Origin of the sequence: Streptococcus sp. HMSC057G03 (genome assembly GCF_001808745.1) — a bacterium.
GTDB classification, from domain to species: Bacteria; Bacillota; Bacilli; order Lactobacillales; family Streptococcaceae; genus Streptococcus; species Streptococcus parasanguinis_Z.
In genome coordinates, this window is the sequence record NZ_KV794422.1 from 20,938 (window position 1) to 36,551 (window position 15,614).

Consider the following 15,614-nt stretch of genomic DNA (forward strand, 5'->3'; position numbering starts at 1 on the left):
TTGGAGAGAAGGAGAAATCAGGGGATGAAATTTTTAACATTAAATTCCCATAGTTGGATGGAAGAGAATGCTCAGCAAAAATTTGAAACCCTCAAGGAACAAATTTTAGAAGCGCAATATGATGTGATCTGTTTCCAAGAGGTCAATCAAGAAATGGCCTCAGAAGTAGTCAAAACGGATGAGTATTATCAAGCTTTGCCATCAGCTGTAGCCATTCACAAGGACCACTTTGTTCGCGTATTGGTAGAAGAGTTAGCTGCTCATGGACTCCACTATTATTGGACTTGGGCCTACAACCATATTGGCTATGATCACCTCAATGAGGGTGTGGCCGTTCTTTCGCGTCAACCCTTGAAGGCAGATGAGATTTTGGTATCCAATATGGATGATCCAACGGACTACCATACTCGTCGAGTAGCCGTTGCCCATACAAGTGTAGATGGCAAAGAGATTGCTGTTGCCAGCGTCCATCTTTCTTGGTGGGACAAAGGTTTCCAATTTGAGTGGCCACGCATTGAGAACTACTTCAGCCAAGTAGGCAAACCTTTTATTCTAGCTGGTGATTTCAATAATCCTGCTGGTCAAGAAGGGTATGAGACGATTCTATCCAGTTCCCTTAAGCTTCAAGACAGCTTTATAGAAGCCAAAGAAACAAAGGGGACTTATACTGTAGGTCCTGGAATCGATGGCTGGACGGACAATCAAGTTCCATTGCGAATCGATTACGTCTTTGCAAGTCCAGAATGGAACATCCAGCGTCTACATGTCATTTTTGATGGTCAAAACAAAGCCCATGTCAGTGATCACTATGGCTTAGAAGCTGAATTATCACTTTAATATAAATGGAGAGTCGAAAGGAAAACGATTTTATTCGAATCGTCCTTCGACTCTTTTTTTATGGATCAATGAGGAGCAAGCATAGGGGATTCTCCTGTTCTTCTGCTTTCTTTACGATTCAATTTATGGTAAAATGAAGTGTTAAAACAGTTTAAGGAGGTAGCAAATGCGTTGTCCAAAATGTGGTGGAAGTAAGTCTAGTGTGGTGGATAGTCGACAAGCTGAAGATGGGAACACCATCCGTCGTCGCAGGGAATGCGAAGAATGCCATTATCGCTTTACTACCTACGAACGAGTGGAAGAGCGAACCCTAGTGGTTGTCAAAAAGGATGGGACACGCGAGCAATTTTCTCGTGATAAAATCTTTAATGGTATTATCCGCTCAGCTCAAAAACGGCCTGTTTCTAGTGACGAAATCGAAGAAATTGTAAACCGGATCGAGCAAAAGGTTCGCAGCCAAAGTGATAATGAAATCAACAGTGAATATATTGGTTCGTTGGTCATGGATGAGTTAGCAGATCTAGATGAGATCACCTATGTCCGTTTTGCTAGTGTTTACCGGAGTTTCAAGGATGTCGGTGAGTTAGAGACCCTCTTGAAACAAATTACGAAGGGAACCAAGAAGAAAAAGGAAAAATAGATGAAGCCCAATACGCCTTTCGCATTTTTAAAAAATAATCTTCTTCCACCGGCAGGGGCTGCATTGGAGCAGTATTACCTGCCTATTTTGGAGACGGAAACGGTAGCAGTTTATCGTTATCTGCTGGCCTCTTATGATCAGGGTGAAAAACAATATTTACTTGCTCAAATCCTCAATCACTTGAATATAGGATTTCCACAGTTGCTACTCGCCTTTGATCGCTTAATTGCCATGGGGTTGATTGATCTCTATGAGGAAGAAGTTGGGATCACCATCCAGTTACATGCTCCTCTTGAATCAGAACAATTTTTTTCGAATGCCGTCTATAAACGCTTGCTTGAGAAAAAGATTGGGGAAAAGGCTGTGGAGGATTTGCTCCCAGCACGCTCTTTAGGGACTAGACGGCAAGTTTCCTTCTCGCAAGTCTTTGGACTAGATGCTGGGGAGACGACCGTTCTTCCAAGTAAGAAACAGCAGTTTGATATGGAGATGTTTAAGCGAATGATGGGGCGTGATGGACTTCGTTTTGCGGATGAAGGAGAAGCAACCTTAGCCCTCTTTGCCATCGCAGAAGAACAACAATGGACCTGGTATGAAACCTATCTCCTAGCAAAAGAAACGGCTGTAGACCGGATTGTCTCTCCAAAGAGAATGAAGCAAAAGTTGGCTCAGGCGAGCCAAGAGCAACCACGCATGTCCTATAGCCGTCAGGAAGAAACCATTCTGAGGGAAGCTAAGGCAAAATCCAGCCTACAATTTCTAGCAGAGATTAAGAAGGCGCGCAATGCGACCATTACGCAGAGCGAACGCAAGACTTTATCCAAGTTAGCTGATCTAGGCTTATTAGATGAGGTGATCAATATCATCTTATTGTTGACCTTTAATAAGACCCAGTCTGCTAATCTCAATGAAAAGTATGCTTTGAAGGTAGGAAATGATTTTTCTTATCAAGGGGTCAACAGTGCAGAACTGGCGATTTTAAAAGTTCGAGAACGCCAGGAACAAGCTAAGGCTCAAGGAAGCAAGGGGACGAGTCCTACATCAGCCAAGAGCAAGCACAGCAATGTTCCCAAGTGGAGCCAACCAAACTATCAAAATCAAACCAGTCAAGCAGAAAAGGTGGATCTTGCTAAAGAAAAACAACGTCTGTTAGAAAAACTGAATCAAGGAGGTGAGTAGATGGAAAGTGTAGGTCAAACCATGTCTCACATGAACCGTGCGCGTCAATTTAACTATGAGGATTTGGTCGCACAGATCTTGGCAGACCAAGAAGTGGCTGCCTTTATCAAGGACCAGTCTTTGTCTGAACAAGAAATTCGACGGAGTATTTCAAAATTTAATCAATACATTAGTGAACGCAACCGTTTCTTATTGGGAGATCCAGATTATATTGCCAAAGGTTATAAGCCCATCCTTACCATGAATGAAGGCTATGCGGATGTCGCTTATGAGGAGACGCCAGAGTTAATTGAAGCCCAAAAACGAGCTGCGATCAACCAACGTCTCAACTTGATCAATCTTCCTTCAACCTTGAAAGAAGCGAGTCTAGCCAAGGTAGAACTTGATGATAAGGGGCGATTTGAGGCCTTTGAAGAATTGGCCAATTTTGTGGCCAACTATCCTGAATATCAAAAGGGGATCTACCTCTATGGTGATTTTGGAGTAGGAAAGAGTTACATGATGGCAGCTTTGGCTCATGATTTATCCGAAAAACGCCAGGCCTCTACTACCTTACTTCATTTTCCAAGTTTTGCTATCGATGTTAAAAATGCCATCAGTTCGGGCTTAGTCAAAGAAACCGTCGATAAGGTGAAAAAAGCCGAAATTTTAATTCTCGATGATATCGGTGCGGAACAGATGTCAGTCTGGGTGCGAGATGAAATCTTACAGGTGATTTTGCAGCACCGAATGCAGGAAAATCTCCCAACCTTCTTTACTTCTAACTTTAATTTTGAAGAGTTGGAACGTCATTTTGCAGCTTCGCGTAATGGAGATGAAACCTGGCAGGCCAAACGTGTCATGGAGCGCGTAAAATTTTTAGCCAAGGAAATCCATCTGGAAGGAGTCAATCGCCGATGAATGAAACCATCCGTTTAATGAAATCTCATTTTTCTGTTCGCCGTTTTAAGGAAGAAGCCATCAAAGAAGCTGACCTCAAGGAAATTTTATCAGCTGGGCAGATGGCATCAAGTTGGAAAATCTTTCAGTCTTATTCTGTGATTGTGGTCAAAAGCAAGGAAAAGAAAGAAGCTCTTTACGACTTGCTTCCTCAAGAAGCGATTCGCCAGTCAGATGTCTTTCTCCTCTTTGTTGGAGATTTAAACCGAGCTGAAAAAGCTGTCAAACTTCATGAGCAGGATTTCCATCCTGAAGGTGTGGACAACTTACTGATCACCTCAGTGGATGCGGCTCTAGCAGCTCAAAATACGCTATTAGCAGCTGAAAGTCTTGGCTATGGTGGAGTGATTATCGGCATGTTGCGCTACTGTTCAGAAGAAGTCGCAGAACTCTTCCGTCTGCCAGACTATACCTATCCTGTTTTTGGGATTGCTCTCGGAGTACCTAATCAGCAGCATGCAGTGAAACCACGTTTACCATTGGAACAGGTTGCTTTTGAAGAAGAATACCAAGAACAAGACCTATCAGTTGTGACCGCCTATGACAAGGTTCAGGCAGATTATGCTGGAGCGCGTGCAACCGACAGCTGGAGCGAGCGCCTTGCAGCTCAATTTGGTCAACCTGAACAAGAAGAGACCAAAAAACTACTAGAAAAACACAAACTATTATGAAATGAAGAGAGGCGTTCTTGAACCGAGGTCTCGCCTTTCATTAGAAAAGAGGAAATCATGGCCCTACCAACTATTGCGATTGTAGGCCGTCCCAATGTCGGAAAATCTACACTCTTTAACCGGATTGCCGGTGAGCGGATTTCCATCGTTGAGGATGTAGAAGGAGTCACTCGTGACCGCATTTATGCAACAGCTGAGTGGTTGAATCGAAAATTTAGTATCATCGATACGGGGGGAATTGATGACGTAGATGCCCCATTTATGGAGCAAATCAAGCATCAGGCAGAAATTGCCATGGACGAAGCAGATGTGATCGTCTTTGTTGTTTCTGGAAAAGAAGGGATCACGGATGCGGATGAATATGTCACACGTATCTTGTATAAGACCCATAAACCGGTTATTCTTGCAGTCAACAAGGTGGATAACCCAGAGATGCGCAATGATATCTATGACTTTTATGCCTTAGGACTGGGCGAGCCACTACCGGTATCCTCTGTCCACGGGATCGGAACTGGGGATGTTCTCGATGCCATCATCGAAAATCTTCCGAATGACACAGAAGAAGAAAATCCAGATATCATCAAATTTAGCTTGATTGGTCGTCCAAATGTTGGGAAATCAAGCTTGATCAATGCGATCCTTGGAGAAGACCGGGTCATCGCAAGCCCTGTTGCTGGAACCACACGGGATGCTATCGATACCCATTTTACCGATGCAGATGGCCAAGAATTTACCATGATCGATACAGCTGGTATGCGCAAATCTGGTAAAATCTATGAAAACACTGAGAAATATTCTGTCATGCGTGCCATGCGTGCCATCGACCGCTCAGATGTGGTTTTGATGGTTATCAATGCCGAAGAAGGGATTCGGGAGTATGACAAGCGGATCGCTGGCTTTGCTCATGAAGCTGGAAAAGGGATGATCATTGTTGTCAATAAATGGGATACTATTGAAAAAGACAACCATACCATGAAGCAGTGGGAAGATGACATTCGCGATCAATTCCAATACCTTTCTTATGCGCCGATTGTTTTTGTCTCTGCCTTAACCAAACAACGCTTGCACAAGTTGCCAGAGATGATCAAACAGATCAGTGAGAGTCAAAATACGCGGATTCCTTCAGCTGTCTTGAACGATGTGATTATGGATGCGATTGCCATTAATCCGACACCGACAGATAAAGGAAAACGCCTCAAGATCTTCTATGCGACACAAGTGGCAACTAAACCACCAACCTTTGTGGTCTTTGTTAACGAAGAAGAACTGATGCACTTCTCTTATCTTCGTTTCTTGGAAAACCAGATTCGAAAAGCTTTTGTCTTTGAAGGAACCCCGATCCATTTGATCGCGCGAAAACGGAAGTAGCCTGAGTGCCTCAGGAAACTAATACTAGTAGACTATTTGCTGGTCTTGCCATCCTTCACTTAACAGTTAGGTAGTCAAGGTGCCAAGAAGATCTTGTCAGTCCTTTGAAAAAGGAGATGAATGGATCATTCTAACTGTAAAAAAGAACTAAATAGGACTCTTTGTCGACCGCGAGAGACAAGAAGAGTCCTTTTTTATATGAACATCTGAAAGATTAACTAATTCAAAGAAAAAGCCTGATGTGCTTTAATGGATAGAAAAGGAAGGTAACCATGTCTAATATAGAATGCCTACTGTTTATTTCTTTGTTATGCTTATTGGCACTTGTGCGTATCATGAGGAAATTCTTAAAAAATACTTTGGTCTTTTTGGGGTAGGCCATCCTTTATGGGGCCTCCCTCATTCTAATCATTTGGGGATAATTGAATAGTAGATTGCCCGAAAACGCCTATTTTAATCAGTTTTATCGAATTAATTTTAACTATACTTTGAAATATGGTATAATAAAGGGATTAATCTAAGGTGGTAAAGATGGCAAAATTAATTCCTGGGAAGGTTCGTTCACAAGGGAGCCTTCTCTATGAAGATGGGAAAGTTTCCCTTCAGGAAGTAAAAGAAAAATACCTGTATTTTCGGGTGGAAGAAGAAAGCTTGCGGTACAGTTTGGATGACGATGCCGTTTTTTGTAGCTGTACTTTCTTTCAAAAGAAAAAATTCTGTACACATCTGGCAGCTGTAGAAGCTTATCTGAAGAATGATGACAGTGGGAAAGCAGCTCTTTCAAGTCTTGAAGAAGATGCCACTGCAACAGAGGAAACTCAGGAAAAGGTCTCTTTTGGAAGTTTGTTTTTAGACCAGGTCCTTCCAAAAATCGAAAAGAAAGAGACCCGCTATGTCTTATCAGCCGTTGGGCAGGAGGACGAATACTCTGGTCAATTCTTGTGGACACTGCGCATTCGTCGCTTACCAGATGAGCGCTCTTATGTGATCAGAGATGTGCTAGCTTTTTTGCAGACCCTTCAGAAAGAAGGACACTTTGCCATTGGCAAAAGTTATTATGAACCCATTTCTTACTTAGAATTTGATGGGGCTAGCCAGGATGTGATCAATTTCCTACAGGGCTTGGTCACAGATAGTGGATCGAAAGAGCAAGATTTCTTTCCAAATGCTGGGCGCCATCTCTATTTTCCACCGACTCTTTTTGAAGAAGCTGTGGAATTACTGATGAATTTGGACTCTTTTCTCCTGCAATATAGCTTGTATGACTTTTCAGAGGTCTATTTTCAGGATGTCCATGGAGAGGAAGATCTCTTTCATTTTCAGGTGGAAGACCATGGTGATTTTTACGAATTGATCATTACGGAGCCACAAGTGAAAGTTGTCGAGTCAGCTAATTACCTGTTTCGAAATGGTGTTTTCTATCACCTGACGCCCCAACAGCGAACCCTATGGAAGGCCATCCAAGATCTTCCAATGGATCAGGATCGCAAAAAACGCCTGCATTTTGATCCAACGGATCAGACCAAACTTTCCTATAGTTTAAAAGAGTTCAAAAAACTGGGGCAAATAACAGCTCCGACCAGCTTTTTAATCCACGATTTCACTCCAGAATTTCATTTTGATCTAGCACAGGACCAGACTGTTTTACTGGATGTAGTCTTTCAATACCAGGATCGTGTGGTGACCACGCGTGAGGAACTTCTCAATCTTCCTTATTCCAGTGATTTCGATAAGGAGCAAGAAGTCTTTTCAACTATGCTAGCAGCAGGTTTTACAGACGACTTTTCTTCCCAAAGAAGTCCTTTATCAAGTGAGCAAATCTATCCATTCTTTCACCAACAGATCCCAACTTTTGAAGCCTTAGGAGAGGTTACCCTCTCTGATAGCCTTTTAGATCTTTATCAAGTGGAGCGTCCAAAAATTGATGTTAAAACCAATGGCAGTCTACTGGAGATCGGTTTTGACTTTGAAAGTGTGGATCCAGCTGAAGTGGATCAGGTCCTCAAAGCTCTTGTGGGGCAAGAAGATTATTTTGTCAGCCATACAGGGAAGGTCCTTGTTTTTGATGAAGAAACCAAGAAGATCAGTCGAGCCTTAGCAGATCTGCGAGCGAAAATGAGCAAGGGTGGGAAACTACAAGCCCGCCGGATTGCTGCTTATCAGCTATCTGATTTGTTGGCAGATCAAGACAATGTTCATTTTTCAGAAGAATTTCGAAATTTAGCTCATGATTTGACTCATCCAGAAGACTTCAAACTCCCTCAGATGACAATCCAAGCGACCCTGAGGGATTACCAAGAGACAGGGGTCAAATGGTTCTCCATGCTAAATCATTATGGTTTTGGTGGTATTTTAGCGGATGATATGGGGCTTGGGAAAACCCTGCAGACCATTTCCTTTTTGACCAGTGTTGCAAAAAAAGAAACTAAAATCTTAATTCTAGCTCCGTCCAGTCTCATCTACAACTGGAAACAAGAATTTTCAAAATTTGCTCCTCAGATGGAAGTGGCAGTCGTCTACGGCCTCAAGCAACATCGCGATGAACTCATTGCAACCAATCCTCAGGTAGTCATTACGAGTTACGCCTCTTTCCGTCAGGATGTGGAGGAATACCAGAAAAATCAATATGAATACCTAATTCTAGATGAAGCTCAGGTCATGAAAAATGCCCAAACCAAGATTGCTCAACACTTACGTGGATTTGAGGTGCCGCATATATTTGCGCTATCTGGGACACCGATTGAGAACCATGTAGGAGAGCTTTGGTCCATTTTCCAAATTGTTCTTCCTGGTCTGTTTCCAGCTAAAAAAGAATTTCAAAAGTTGAGTCCTGAGACTATTGCGCGATTTGTCAAACCTTTTGTCCTGAGACGGAAAAAAAATGAAGTGCTCCAAGAATTACCGGACTTGATTGAAACAACCTATCACAATGAGCTGGACGAAAGCCAAAAAACGATCTATTTGGCTCAATTAAAACAAATTCAAGATCGAGTTCGAACCTCTAGTGAGGAAGAACTAAATCGGAGCAAGGTGGAAATTCTCTCGGGTCTCATGCGCCTTCGCCAAATCTGTGATACCCCCGCCCTCTTTATGGAAGACTATCAGGGAGATAGTGGGAAATTGGAGAGCCTTCGAGATCTTTTGGGTCAAATCAAGGATGGTGAACACCGGGTTTTGATCTTCTCTCAATTTAGAGGCATGCTGGATATCCTAGAGCAGGAAATTGACCAGCTTGGCATGACCTCCTTTAAAATCACAGGTTCTACTCCCGCTAAAGATCGACAAGAAATGACCAATGCTTTTAATGCAGGTGAGCGCCATGCTTTTCTCATTTCTCTGAAGGCTGGAGGGGTTGGATTGAACCTCACTGGTGCCGATACGGTCATCTTAGTCGATTTGTGGTGGAATCCTGCAGTGGAAGACCAGGCTATTGGACGTGCCCATCGAATGGGTCAGGAACAAAATGTTGAAGTTTACCGCATGATTACTCGTGGTACGATCGAAGAAAAAATCCAAGAACTACAAGATTCCAAAAGACACTTGGTCTCAACGATTTTAGATGGAACGGAAACACGATCCAGTTTATCGGTTGAGGAAATTCGTGAGATTCTTGGAATTCAGTCAGAATAGCTTGAAAAATTCTGTGAATAGTTTATAATTAATGGAGTGTCGAAAGGAAGAAAGCATGACAGAAAAATATTTTCCTCAAGTAGGGGATAATGAGTTGATGTTAACAGAGATGCCCCACATGAACCTGTACGATGAAACAGATTTGATTAGTAACATTACAGGCGACTATGTGGATAAAAATTTTTTGGAATGGCAACCGATTGCTGAAAATACCAAACCTAAGCATCCTTACCATCAACCACTAGAAGAGCCCCTACCGAAAAGACGGCCAGTAAGAAAACCTGATTTTAAAGAGCCGATTGATAAAAAAAGCCCTGCCAATCGTTATGCAGAGGAAGCGAGAGAGCGTGCGCGTGAAGATCTGAAAAAGAAACGCACAGCTCCCTATCTGACAACGGATCCAGCAGCTACTACAAGTAAGCGGAAAAAACCGTTTATTTCAGAACGGAAACCTGGTCAGCCAACAGCTCCCTTCCAAAAGGAAAACCCAGGCGAGTTATTGAAATATAGCAAACGATTGCGACAAGATCAGTTGATCCTTGCAGAGTTCGAATCTGCAGGAGAACCAGAAGTGGCAGAACCGACTGAAAAGAAAAACAATTATGATTTCTTAAAGACTAGCCAAATATACAATAAAGATCAGCACAAGTTGAAACCACAGCCGATCAAACAAGAATTGGATTTAACCCATCTAGATCAAGAATAAGGAGAAAACATGTCTAATACATACCATTTTATTGGAATTAAAGGAGCAGGGATGAGTGCTTTAGCCCTCATGCTTCACCAAATGGGACATACAGTTCAAGGGTCAGATGTTGAGAAGTATTACTTTACGCAACGTGGCTTGGAACAAGCAGGAATTCAAATTTATCCATTTGATGTGAAAAATTTGGAAGGCGACAAGATCCTCATTGCCGGGAATGCTTTCCGTCCAGATAACAATGTGGAAATCGCTTATGCAGATGAGCATGGCCTAACCTATAAACGCTACCATGAATTCCTTGGTGAATTTATGCGTGACTTCGTCAGTATGGGGGTTGCCGGAGCACACGGGAAAACTTCGACAACAGGGATGCTTTCGCATGTCTTATCAAATATCACTGACACCAGTTATTTGATTGGTGACGGGACAGGTCGTGGCTCTGCAGCAGCCAAATACTTTGTCTTTGAATCAGATGAGTATGAACGCCACTTTATGCCTTACCATCCTGAATACAGCATCATCACCAATATTGACTTCGACCATCCAGACTATTTCACGAGCTTGGAAGATGTCTTTAATGCTTTTAACGATTATGCCAAACAAATCAGCAAAGGCCTCTTCATCTACGGAGAAGACAAAGAATTGCGTCGGATTACCTCATCAGCACCAATTTATTACTATGGTTTTGATAAGGAGACGAACGATTTTGTGGCAAGCAACTTGCTTCGTTCAACGACTGGTTCAACCTTCAACGTTCATTTCCGTGGAGAAGATTTGGGGCAATTCCATATCCCAACTTTTGGTCGCCACAACATCATGAATGCCACAGCAGTCATTGGTTTGCTTTACATTGCAGGATTTGATTTAGATTTAGTCCGCGAGCATTTGAAGACCTTTGCTGGAGTGAAACGTCGCTTTACTGAAAAAGTAGTCAATGGAACAGTGATCATCGATGACTTTGCGCACCATCCAACGGAAATTATTGCAACCTTGGATGCAGCCCGTCAAAAATACCCAAGTAAAGAGATTGTGGCGATTTTCCAACCACATACCTTTACACGGACCATTGCCTTGTTGGATGAATTTGCTGAAGCCTTGAATCAAGCAGATGCTGTTTACTTGGCACAGATCTATGGTTCTGCACGGGAAGTCGATCACGGCGATGTGAAAGTTGAAGACTTGGAAGCAAAAATTGTCAAACGTTCAGCGATTATTACAGCTGAGAATGTTTCTCCTCTTCTTGACCATGACAATGCAGTTTATGTCTTTATGGGAGCAGGAGATATTCAAACCTATGAATACTCATTTGAGCGTTTATTATCTAGTTTGACACATAGTGTACAATAAGAGATGATTGAGTCTGGAATCGATTGGTTCCAGACTCAAATTTATCTGTCCGCTGAAGAATCATGAAATGAGGAGAGCAGGATGATGATTCGATCAATCACCCCAGCTGATCAAGAACAGCTGTTATTGCTAGAAGAAGAACTTCATGACAATGAAGGAAAGAAGCACAGGGCCACTCTTGAGGAAGCGCTAGGTTCGAAGGAAGCCATTTCTTTGCTTGCAGAGCAGGGTGGCGATACTGTGGCTTACTTGTTGGCGACAGAAGACCAGCATGTAAAGGGGGACCTCATCGTATTGCGATTAGCAGTGAGACCAACTTTTCAAGGTCAAGGCTATGGTGCGATTCTGATTGCTGCTTTAAAAGATCTAGCTGTTCAAAAGGAAAAGAAAGCCATTTGGATCGATTGTTCAGAAGATTTACTTTCTTACTTTGCCCAGCAAGGATTTCGAGATGAAGCTGAGTCTGATCAAGGTGTCCATATGGTTTGGGTACGATAGAAAGAGTAAATGATGAAAGAAAAAATTCACATTAGACAAGCAGAGCTGCAGGATTTGGACGCTATCGAGCGCATTGAGCTTGAGAATTTTTCAGAAGAAGAAGCGATTGCGCGTGAGATTTTAAAAGAACACATTGAAAAGATTCAAGCGACTTTTCTTGTAGCAGAGTGCCAAGGTCAGATTTTAGGGTACTTAGAAGGACCTGTTAGACCGGAGCGCTATTTGATCGATTCCTCTTTTTCAAAGGTTGAAGATCTAAGCCATCTAGAACAGGGTTTTATTTCCATCACGAGTCTATCCATTGCCAAAGAAGCCCAAGGACTAGGGGTTGGAACCCTCTTGCTTGATGCGCTCAAAGAGATTGCGGTGAAAGATCATCGTCAAGGGATCAATCTGACCTGTCATGATTATTTGATTCCTTATTACGAGAAGCAAGGATTCACCAATGAAGGTCTTTCGAAATCCCAATATGCGGGTGAAGTTTGGTACAATCTGGTCTGGGAAAATGAAAACCTTGATTAAATAGGTATTTTGAAGAAGAAAGGCGATTTGTATTGCTTTTCTAAATCTTTTAAGATATAATATTAAGGATTATGATGAGGGAGGTCAATTATTTGACTGATAAATCACAAGACAGTGAGAAGTTATTAAGCTTCAAAGAGCAGATCCTCAGAGATTTAGAAGAGGCAAATGAGCAACTTCTAAAGATCGAAAAAGAGTATGATCTACCTGATCGAAGCATTGAAACCCCTTCTTCACTGAAAGAGGAGGAAGAAGCAACACCACCTCCAAAAGAAGAAGCTGTTGTGGCTTCCACAGAAATACCAGTGGAGCCAGAAAAGGCGACTCCTATTGTAGAAGAAAAGAGTGAGCTCACAAAGCCTGCTCCAAAAGAACCAAGTCAGGAACCGGTAGAGGAAAGCTTATCGCGCTCTTCTCGTAACCAGCGCCAACAAAAACAAAAGAAACAAAATAAAATCGCTAAGCGAATTGTGCGGACAGTGGTCAGCCTTTTGCTGATTGTGATCGTGGCTACAGGGATCTTTGCAGCGACCTATATCCATTCAGCTGTCAAGCCAATGGATAAAAATGCAACAGAATTCGTGACGGTTGAGATTCCAGCGGGTTCAAGTAATCGTGAGATTGGCGCGATCCTTGAGAAAAAAGGACTCGTGAAAAATGGTCAGTTCTTTAACTACTATACCAAGTTCAAGAACTATAGCAATTTCAAATCCGGTTATTTCAACCTTCAAAAGAGCATGGATTTAGAAACCATCATCCAAAAACTGCAGGAAGAGGGAACCAAAACTCCTCAGGCCCCAGTTCTTGGGAAGGTGACGATTCCAGAAGGCTATACGATCGATCAGATTGCGACGGCTATCACAACCGATGTCTCCACTAAGAAGGCAGGCAAGACTCCATTTAAGAAAGAGGATTTCTTGAAGGCTGTCCAAGACGATGCCTTTATTGAGAAGATGGTGGCCAAATATCCTAAGCTCTTGGCGAATCTGCCAAGTAAGGATTCTGGTGTTCGCTACCGTTTAGAAGGTTATCTCTTCCCAGCAACTTATAACTATGGGAAAGATACCACAGTGAAAGAGATGATCGATCAGATGCTTGCGGCAATGGATCAAAACTTAAGCCCATACTATGAAACACTTGAGAGCAAGAACATCAATGTAAACGAAGTATTGACTCTTGCTTCCTTGGTTGAAAAAGAAGGGGCGACGGATCAGGACCGCAAAGATATCGCGAGTGTCTTCTATAACCGCTTGAACCAAGACATGCCTTTGCAAAGTAATATTGCAATTCTTTATGCAGAAGGGAAACTTGGTCAAAAGACGACCTTAAAAGAAGATGCAACGATCAATACAGAGCTGGATTCACCTTATAATATTTATAAGAATACCGGTTTGATGCCTGGTCCAGTGGATAACCCTGGAGTATCAGCGATCGAAGCGGCGGTGAACCCAAGTAAGACAGACTACTTGTATTTTGTCGCAAATGTCGAAAATGGTGAAGTCTTCTTCGCTAAGACATATGAAGAACATAATAAAAATGTTGAAGAACACGTCAATAGTAAATTGACACAAGCAAGTTCAAACTAGAAAAAGCATGTGGCGCGTCCACAGCTTTTTCATTCAAATAATAGAAAGAGAAGAATAATGGCAGAAAAAACATATCCAATGACCCTAGCAGAAAAAGAAAAATTAGAACTAGAATTAGAAGAATTGAAATTGGTCCGTCGACCTGAAGTGGTAGAACGGATTAAGATCGCTCGTTCATATGGTGACCTCTCAGAAAACTCTGAGTATGAAGCAGCAAAAGATGAACAAGCTTTTGTTGAAGGTCAAATCTCTAGCTTGGAAACAAAAATCCGTTATGCAGAAATCGTTGATAGTGACGCTGTTGCAGTAGACGAAGTTGCGATTGGAAAAACCGTTACAGTCCAAGAAGTTGGCGAAACAGATGAGGAAGTATACAGCATCGTCGGTTCAGCAGGGGCAGATGCCTTTGCTGGCAAGATCTCTAACGAAAGCCCAATCGGTCACGCTTTGATTGGTAAGAAGACAGGTGATGTGGTCACTGTTGAAACACCAGCTGGAAGCTACCAAGTGAAAATTTTGAACGTAGAAAAAACAGCGTAACTATAAAACGCAGGCTCTCCAAGAGGGCCTGCTTTTTTGTGCTCTTACTCCTCTTGTGAGGGTAAAAATTCTTCCTTGACTGACTGAATGGTATCAAAAAAGCACTTGAACTAAAAGGTTCAAGTGCTGCTCTATTTTAGCTAGAATTTAGTAGTTTGTACTACTTTCTATTGCGTTGTTTTCCTGCATTGCGGTTGTTTTTTGGTTTGTGTTGGATTTGTGTCGTTGCAGTAGGTGTGACATCTTTTTTCACACGGTGACTAGTCGCTTTTGGAGGATTGTTTTTGTATTCCTCAGCGACCCGTTTGCGAAGATTTGGACGAATCAAGTAGTTGATGACAAATTGTTGGATAATTTGGATCACCCCACCGACTACCCAGTAAAGAGTCACTCCGGCTGAAGAGATCAATGAGAAGACACCGATCATAATCGGGCTCATCAGTGATGCTTTACGCATACTTTCCTTTTGGGTTTCATCTTCAATCCCATGAAGAGAGAGCATACTTTGGATATAGTAGAGAACCGCTACGATAGCTGTCAAGAGCAAGCTTGGTTTTCCAAGAGCAATACCAAGGAAACTACTTTCTGCTACCCCTTTGGTGTGCTGAGCCGCAAAGAAAAGGGCAGAGAAGAATGGCATTTGGATCAAGAGTGGTAAACATCCAACTCCACCAAACATGCTGACCCCATTTTCACGTTGAGCAGCCATTAATTCTTGTTGCGCCAATAGCTTTTCTTCTTGTGTGCTAGCGTTCTTCATGCGCTCTTGGATTGGTCCAAGGATAGGCTTCAAGTAGTTCATCTTTTCAGATTGGTAGGTTGCCTTCCATGATTGGTACAAACCAAGTGGCAAGATGATTAAACGCACGATCAAGGTGACGATAATAATCCCGATCCCAAAGCCCAAGCCAAGGTTGTTGGCAAAGAATTTGATGGCTTCGCCCATTGGACGGCCAAGAAGATTCCAGATCAATCCAGTTGGATTTCCAGTTTTCCGATCGACACTCACGCATCCTGATAAGAAGACGAGCGAAGCTAGTCCCATCGATGCCAATAATGCAAGTTTATTTTTTTTCACAAATTGTTCCTTCTTTTTTAAAATGTTACCTTTCTATTCTACTGTTTTTTTTGAAAATACACAATAGTTCTCTAGT

Annotated in this window: 14 protein-coding genes; 13 read left to right on the forward strand and 1 reads right to left on the reverse strand. The window is 42.4% G+C overall.

Going from position 1 to position 15,614, the window contains the following annotated elements:
• Positions 1-24 precede the first annotated feature (24 nt).
• From HMPREF2686_RS03775 to greA, 13 genes are all read left to right on the forward strand, one after another.
• Positions 25-837 (forward strand): endonuclease/exonuclease/phosphatase family protein, encoded by an 813-nt coding sequence (locus HMPREF2686_RS03775; protein WP_070449272.1) that lies wholly within the window; start codon positions 25-27, stop codon positions 835-837.
• 166 nt (positions 838-1,003) lie between these two features.
• Positions 1,004-1,477 carry a transcriptional regulator NrdR gene (gene nrdR / locus HMPREF2686_RS03780; RefSeq protein ID WP_003005476.1) on the forward strand — a complete coding sequence of 158 codons (474 nt, stop codon included), beginning with the start codon at positions 1,004-1,006 and terminating at the stop codon, positions 1,475-1,477.
• Positions 1,478-2,656 (forward strand): replication initiation and membrane attachment family protein, encoded by a 1,179-nt coding sequence (locus HMPREF2686_RS03785; RefSeq protein ID WP_070449273.1) that lies wholly within the window; start codon positions 1,478-1,480, stop codon positions 2,654-2,656.
• Positions 2,657-3,556 carry a primosomal protein DnaI gene (gene dnaI / locus HMPREF2686_RS03790; RefSeq protein ID WP_049507072.1) on the forward strand — a complete coding sequence of 300 codons (900 nt, stop codon included), beginning with the start codon at positions 2,657-2,659 and terminating at the stop codon, positions 3,554-3,556.
• Positions 3,553-4,266, forward strand: coding sequence for a nitroreductase family protein (locus HMPREF2686_RS03795; RefSeq protein WP_049507070.1), 714 nt, complete (start codon positions 3,553-3,555; stop codon positions 4,264-4,266). Before dnaI ends, HMPREF2686_RS03795 begins: the two co-directional genes overlap by 4 nt.
• Before the next feature lie 57 nt (positions 4,267-4,323).
• Positions 4,324-5,634, forward strand: coding sequence for a ribosome biogenesis GTPase Der (gene der, locus HMPREF2686_RS03800; protein WP_031575509.1), 1,311 nt, complete (start codon positions 4,324-4,326; stop codon positions 5,632-5,634).
• 531 nt (positions 5,635-6,165) lie between these two features.
• The gene (locus HMPREF2686_RS03805; RefSeq protein WP_049507069.1) at positions 6,166-9,264 is read left to right on the forward strand and encodes a pilus expression-regulating Snf2 family helicase; all 3,099 of its coding nucleotides are present in this window, start codon (positions 6,166-6,168) and stop codon (positions 9,262-9,264) included.
• Positions 9,265-9,319: 55 nt separating this feature from the next.
• Complete coding sequence (locus HMPREF2686_RS03810) at positions 9,320-9,970, forward strand: divisome accessory protein ZapJ (protein WP_049507068.1); 651 nt, start codon at positions 9,320-9,322, stop codon at positions 9,968-9,970.
• A gap of 9 nt (positions 9,971-9,979) precedes the next feature.
• Positions 9,980-11,314: a UDP-N-acetylmuramate--L-alanine ligase gene (murC, locus tag HMPREF2686_RS03815; RefSeq protein WP_003005130.1), complete on the forward strand. Its 1,335-nt coding sequence runs from the start codon at positions 9,980-9,982 to the stop codon at positions 11,312-11,314.
• Between the two features lie 81 nt (positions 11,315-11,395).
• Positions 11,396-11,812 (forward strand): GNAT family N-acetyltransferase, encoded by a 417-nt coding sequence (locus tag HMPREF2686_RS03820; protein ID WP_049507065.1) that lies wholly within the window; start codon positions 11,396-11,398, stop codon positions 11,810-11,812.
• A 12-nt stretch (positions 11,813-11,824) separates the two neighbouring features.
• Positions 11,825-12,334, forward strand: a complete 510-nt coding sequence (locus tag HMPREF2686_RS03825; RefSeq protein ID WP_186822858.1) for a GNAT family N-acetyltransferase — start codon at positions 11,825-11,827, stop codon at positions 12,332-12,334.
• 71 nt (positions 12,335-12,405) lie between these two features.
• Complete coding sequence (gene mltG, locus HMPREF2686_RS03830) at positions 12,406-13,920, forward strand: endolytic transglycosylase MltG (protein ID WP_186822859.1); 1,515 nt, start codon at positions 12,406-12,408, stop codon at positions 13,918-13,920.
• Positions 13,921-13,977: 57 nt separating this feature from the next.
• The gene (gene greA, locus HMPREF2686_RS03835) at positions 13,978-14,460 is read left to right on the forward strand and encodes a transcription elongation factor GreA (RefSeq protein WP_013904027.1); all 483 of its coding nucleotides are present in this window, start codon (positions 13,978-13,980) and stop codon (positions 14,458-14,460) included.
• Positions 14,461-14,620: 160 nt separating this feature from the next.
• Here greA and yidC read toward each other — a convergent pair whose 3' ends face one another.
• Positions 14,621-15,538: a membrane protein insertase YidC gene (yidC, locus tag HMPREF2686_RS03840; protein WP_013904026.1), complete on the reverse strand. Its 918-nt coding sequence runs from the start codon at positions 15,536-15,538 to the stop codon at positions 14,621-14,623.
• Positions 15,539-15,614: the final 76 nt, after the last annotated feature.

What these genes read in the sequence shown, in the direction of transcription:
- murC (WP_003005130.1), top strand. Translation starts at nt 9,980, where the DNA reads ATGTCTAATACATACCATTTTATTGGAATTAAAGGAGCAGGGATGAGT.
- HMPREF2686_RS03775 (WP_070449272.1), top strand. Translation starts at nt 25, where the DNA reads ATGAAATTTTTAACATTAAATTCCCATAGTTGGATGGAAGAGAATGCT.
- nrdR (WP_003005476.1), top strand. Translation starts at nt 1,004, where the DNA reads ATGCGTTGTCCAAAATGTGGTGGAAGTAAGTCTAGTGTGGTGGATAGT.
- dnaI (WP_049507072.1), top strand. Translation starts at nt 2,657, where the DNA reads ATGGAAAGTGTAGGTCAAACCATGTCTCACATGAACCGTGCGCGTCAA.
- HMPREF2686_RS03825 (WP_186822858.1), top strand. Translation starts at nt 11,825, where the DNA reads ATGAAAGAAAAAATTCACATTAGACAAGCAGAGCTGCAGGATTTGGAC.
- HMPREF2686_RS03810 (WP_049507068.1), top strand. Translation starts at nt 9,320, where the DNA reads ATGACAGAAAAATATTTTCCTCAAGTAGGGGATAATGAGTTGATGTTA.
- HMPREF2686_RS03820 (WP_049507065.1), top strand. Translation starts at nt 11,396, where the DNA reads ATGATGATTCGATCAATCACCCCAGCTGATCAAGAACAGCTGTTATTG.
- HMPREF2686_RS03805 (WP_049507069.1), top strand. Translation starts at nt 6,166, where the DNA reads ATGGCAAAATTAATTCCTGGGAAGGTTCGTTCACAAGGGAGCCTTCTC.
- der (WP_031575509.1), top strand. Translation starts at nt 4,324, where the DNA reads ATGGCCCTACCAACTATTGCGATTGTAGGCCGTCCCAATGTCGGAAAA.
- greA (WP_013904027.1), top strand. Translation starts at nt 13,978, where the DNA reads ATGGCAGAAAAAACATATCCAATGACCCTAGCAGAAAAAGAAAAATTA.
- HMPREF2686_RS03795 (WP_049507070.1), top strand. Translation starts at nt 3,553, where the DNA reads ATGAATGAAACCATCCGTTTAATGAAATCTCATTTTTCTGTTCGCCGT.
- HMPREF2686_RS03785 (WP_070449273.1), top strand. Translation starts at nt 1,478, where the DNA reads ATGAAGCCCAATACGCCTTTCGCATTTTTAAAAAATAATCTTCTTCCA.
- mltG (WP_186822859.1), top strand. Translation starts at nt 12,406, where the DNA reads ATGATGAGGGAGGTCAATTATTTGACTGATAAATCACAAGACAGTGAG.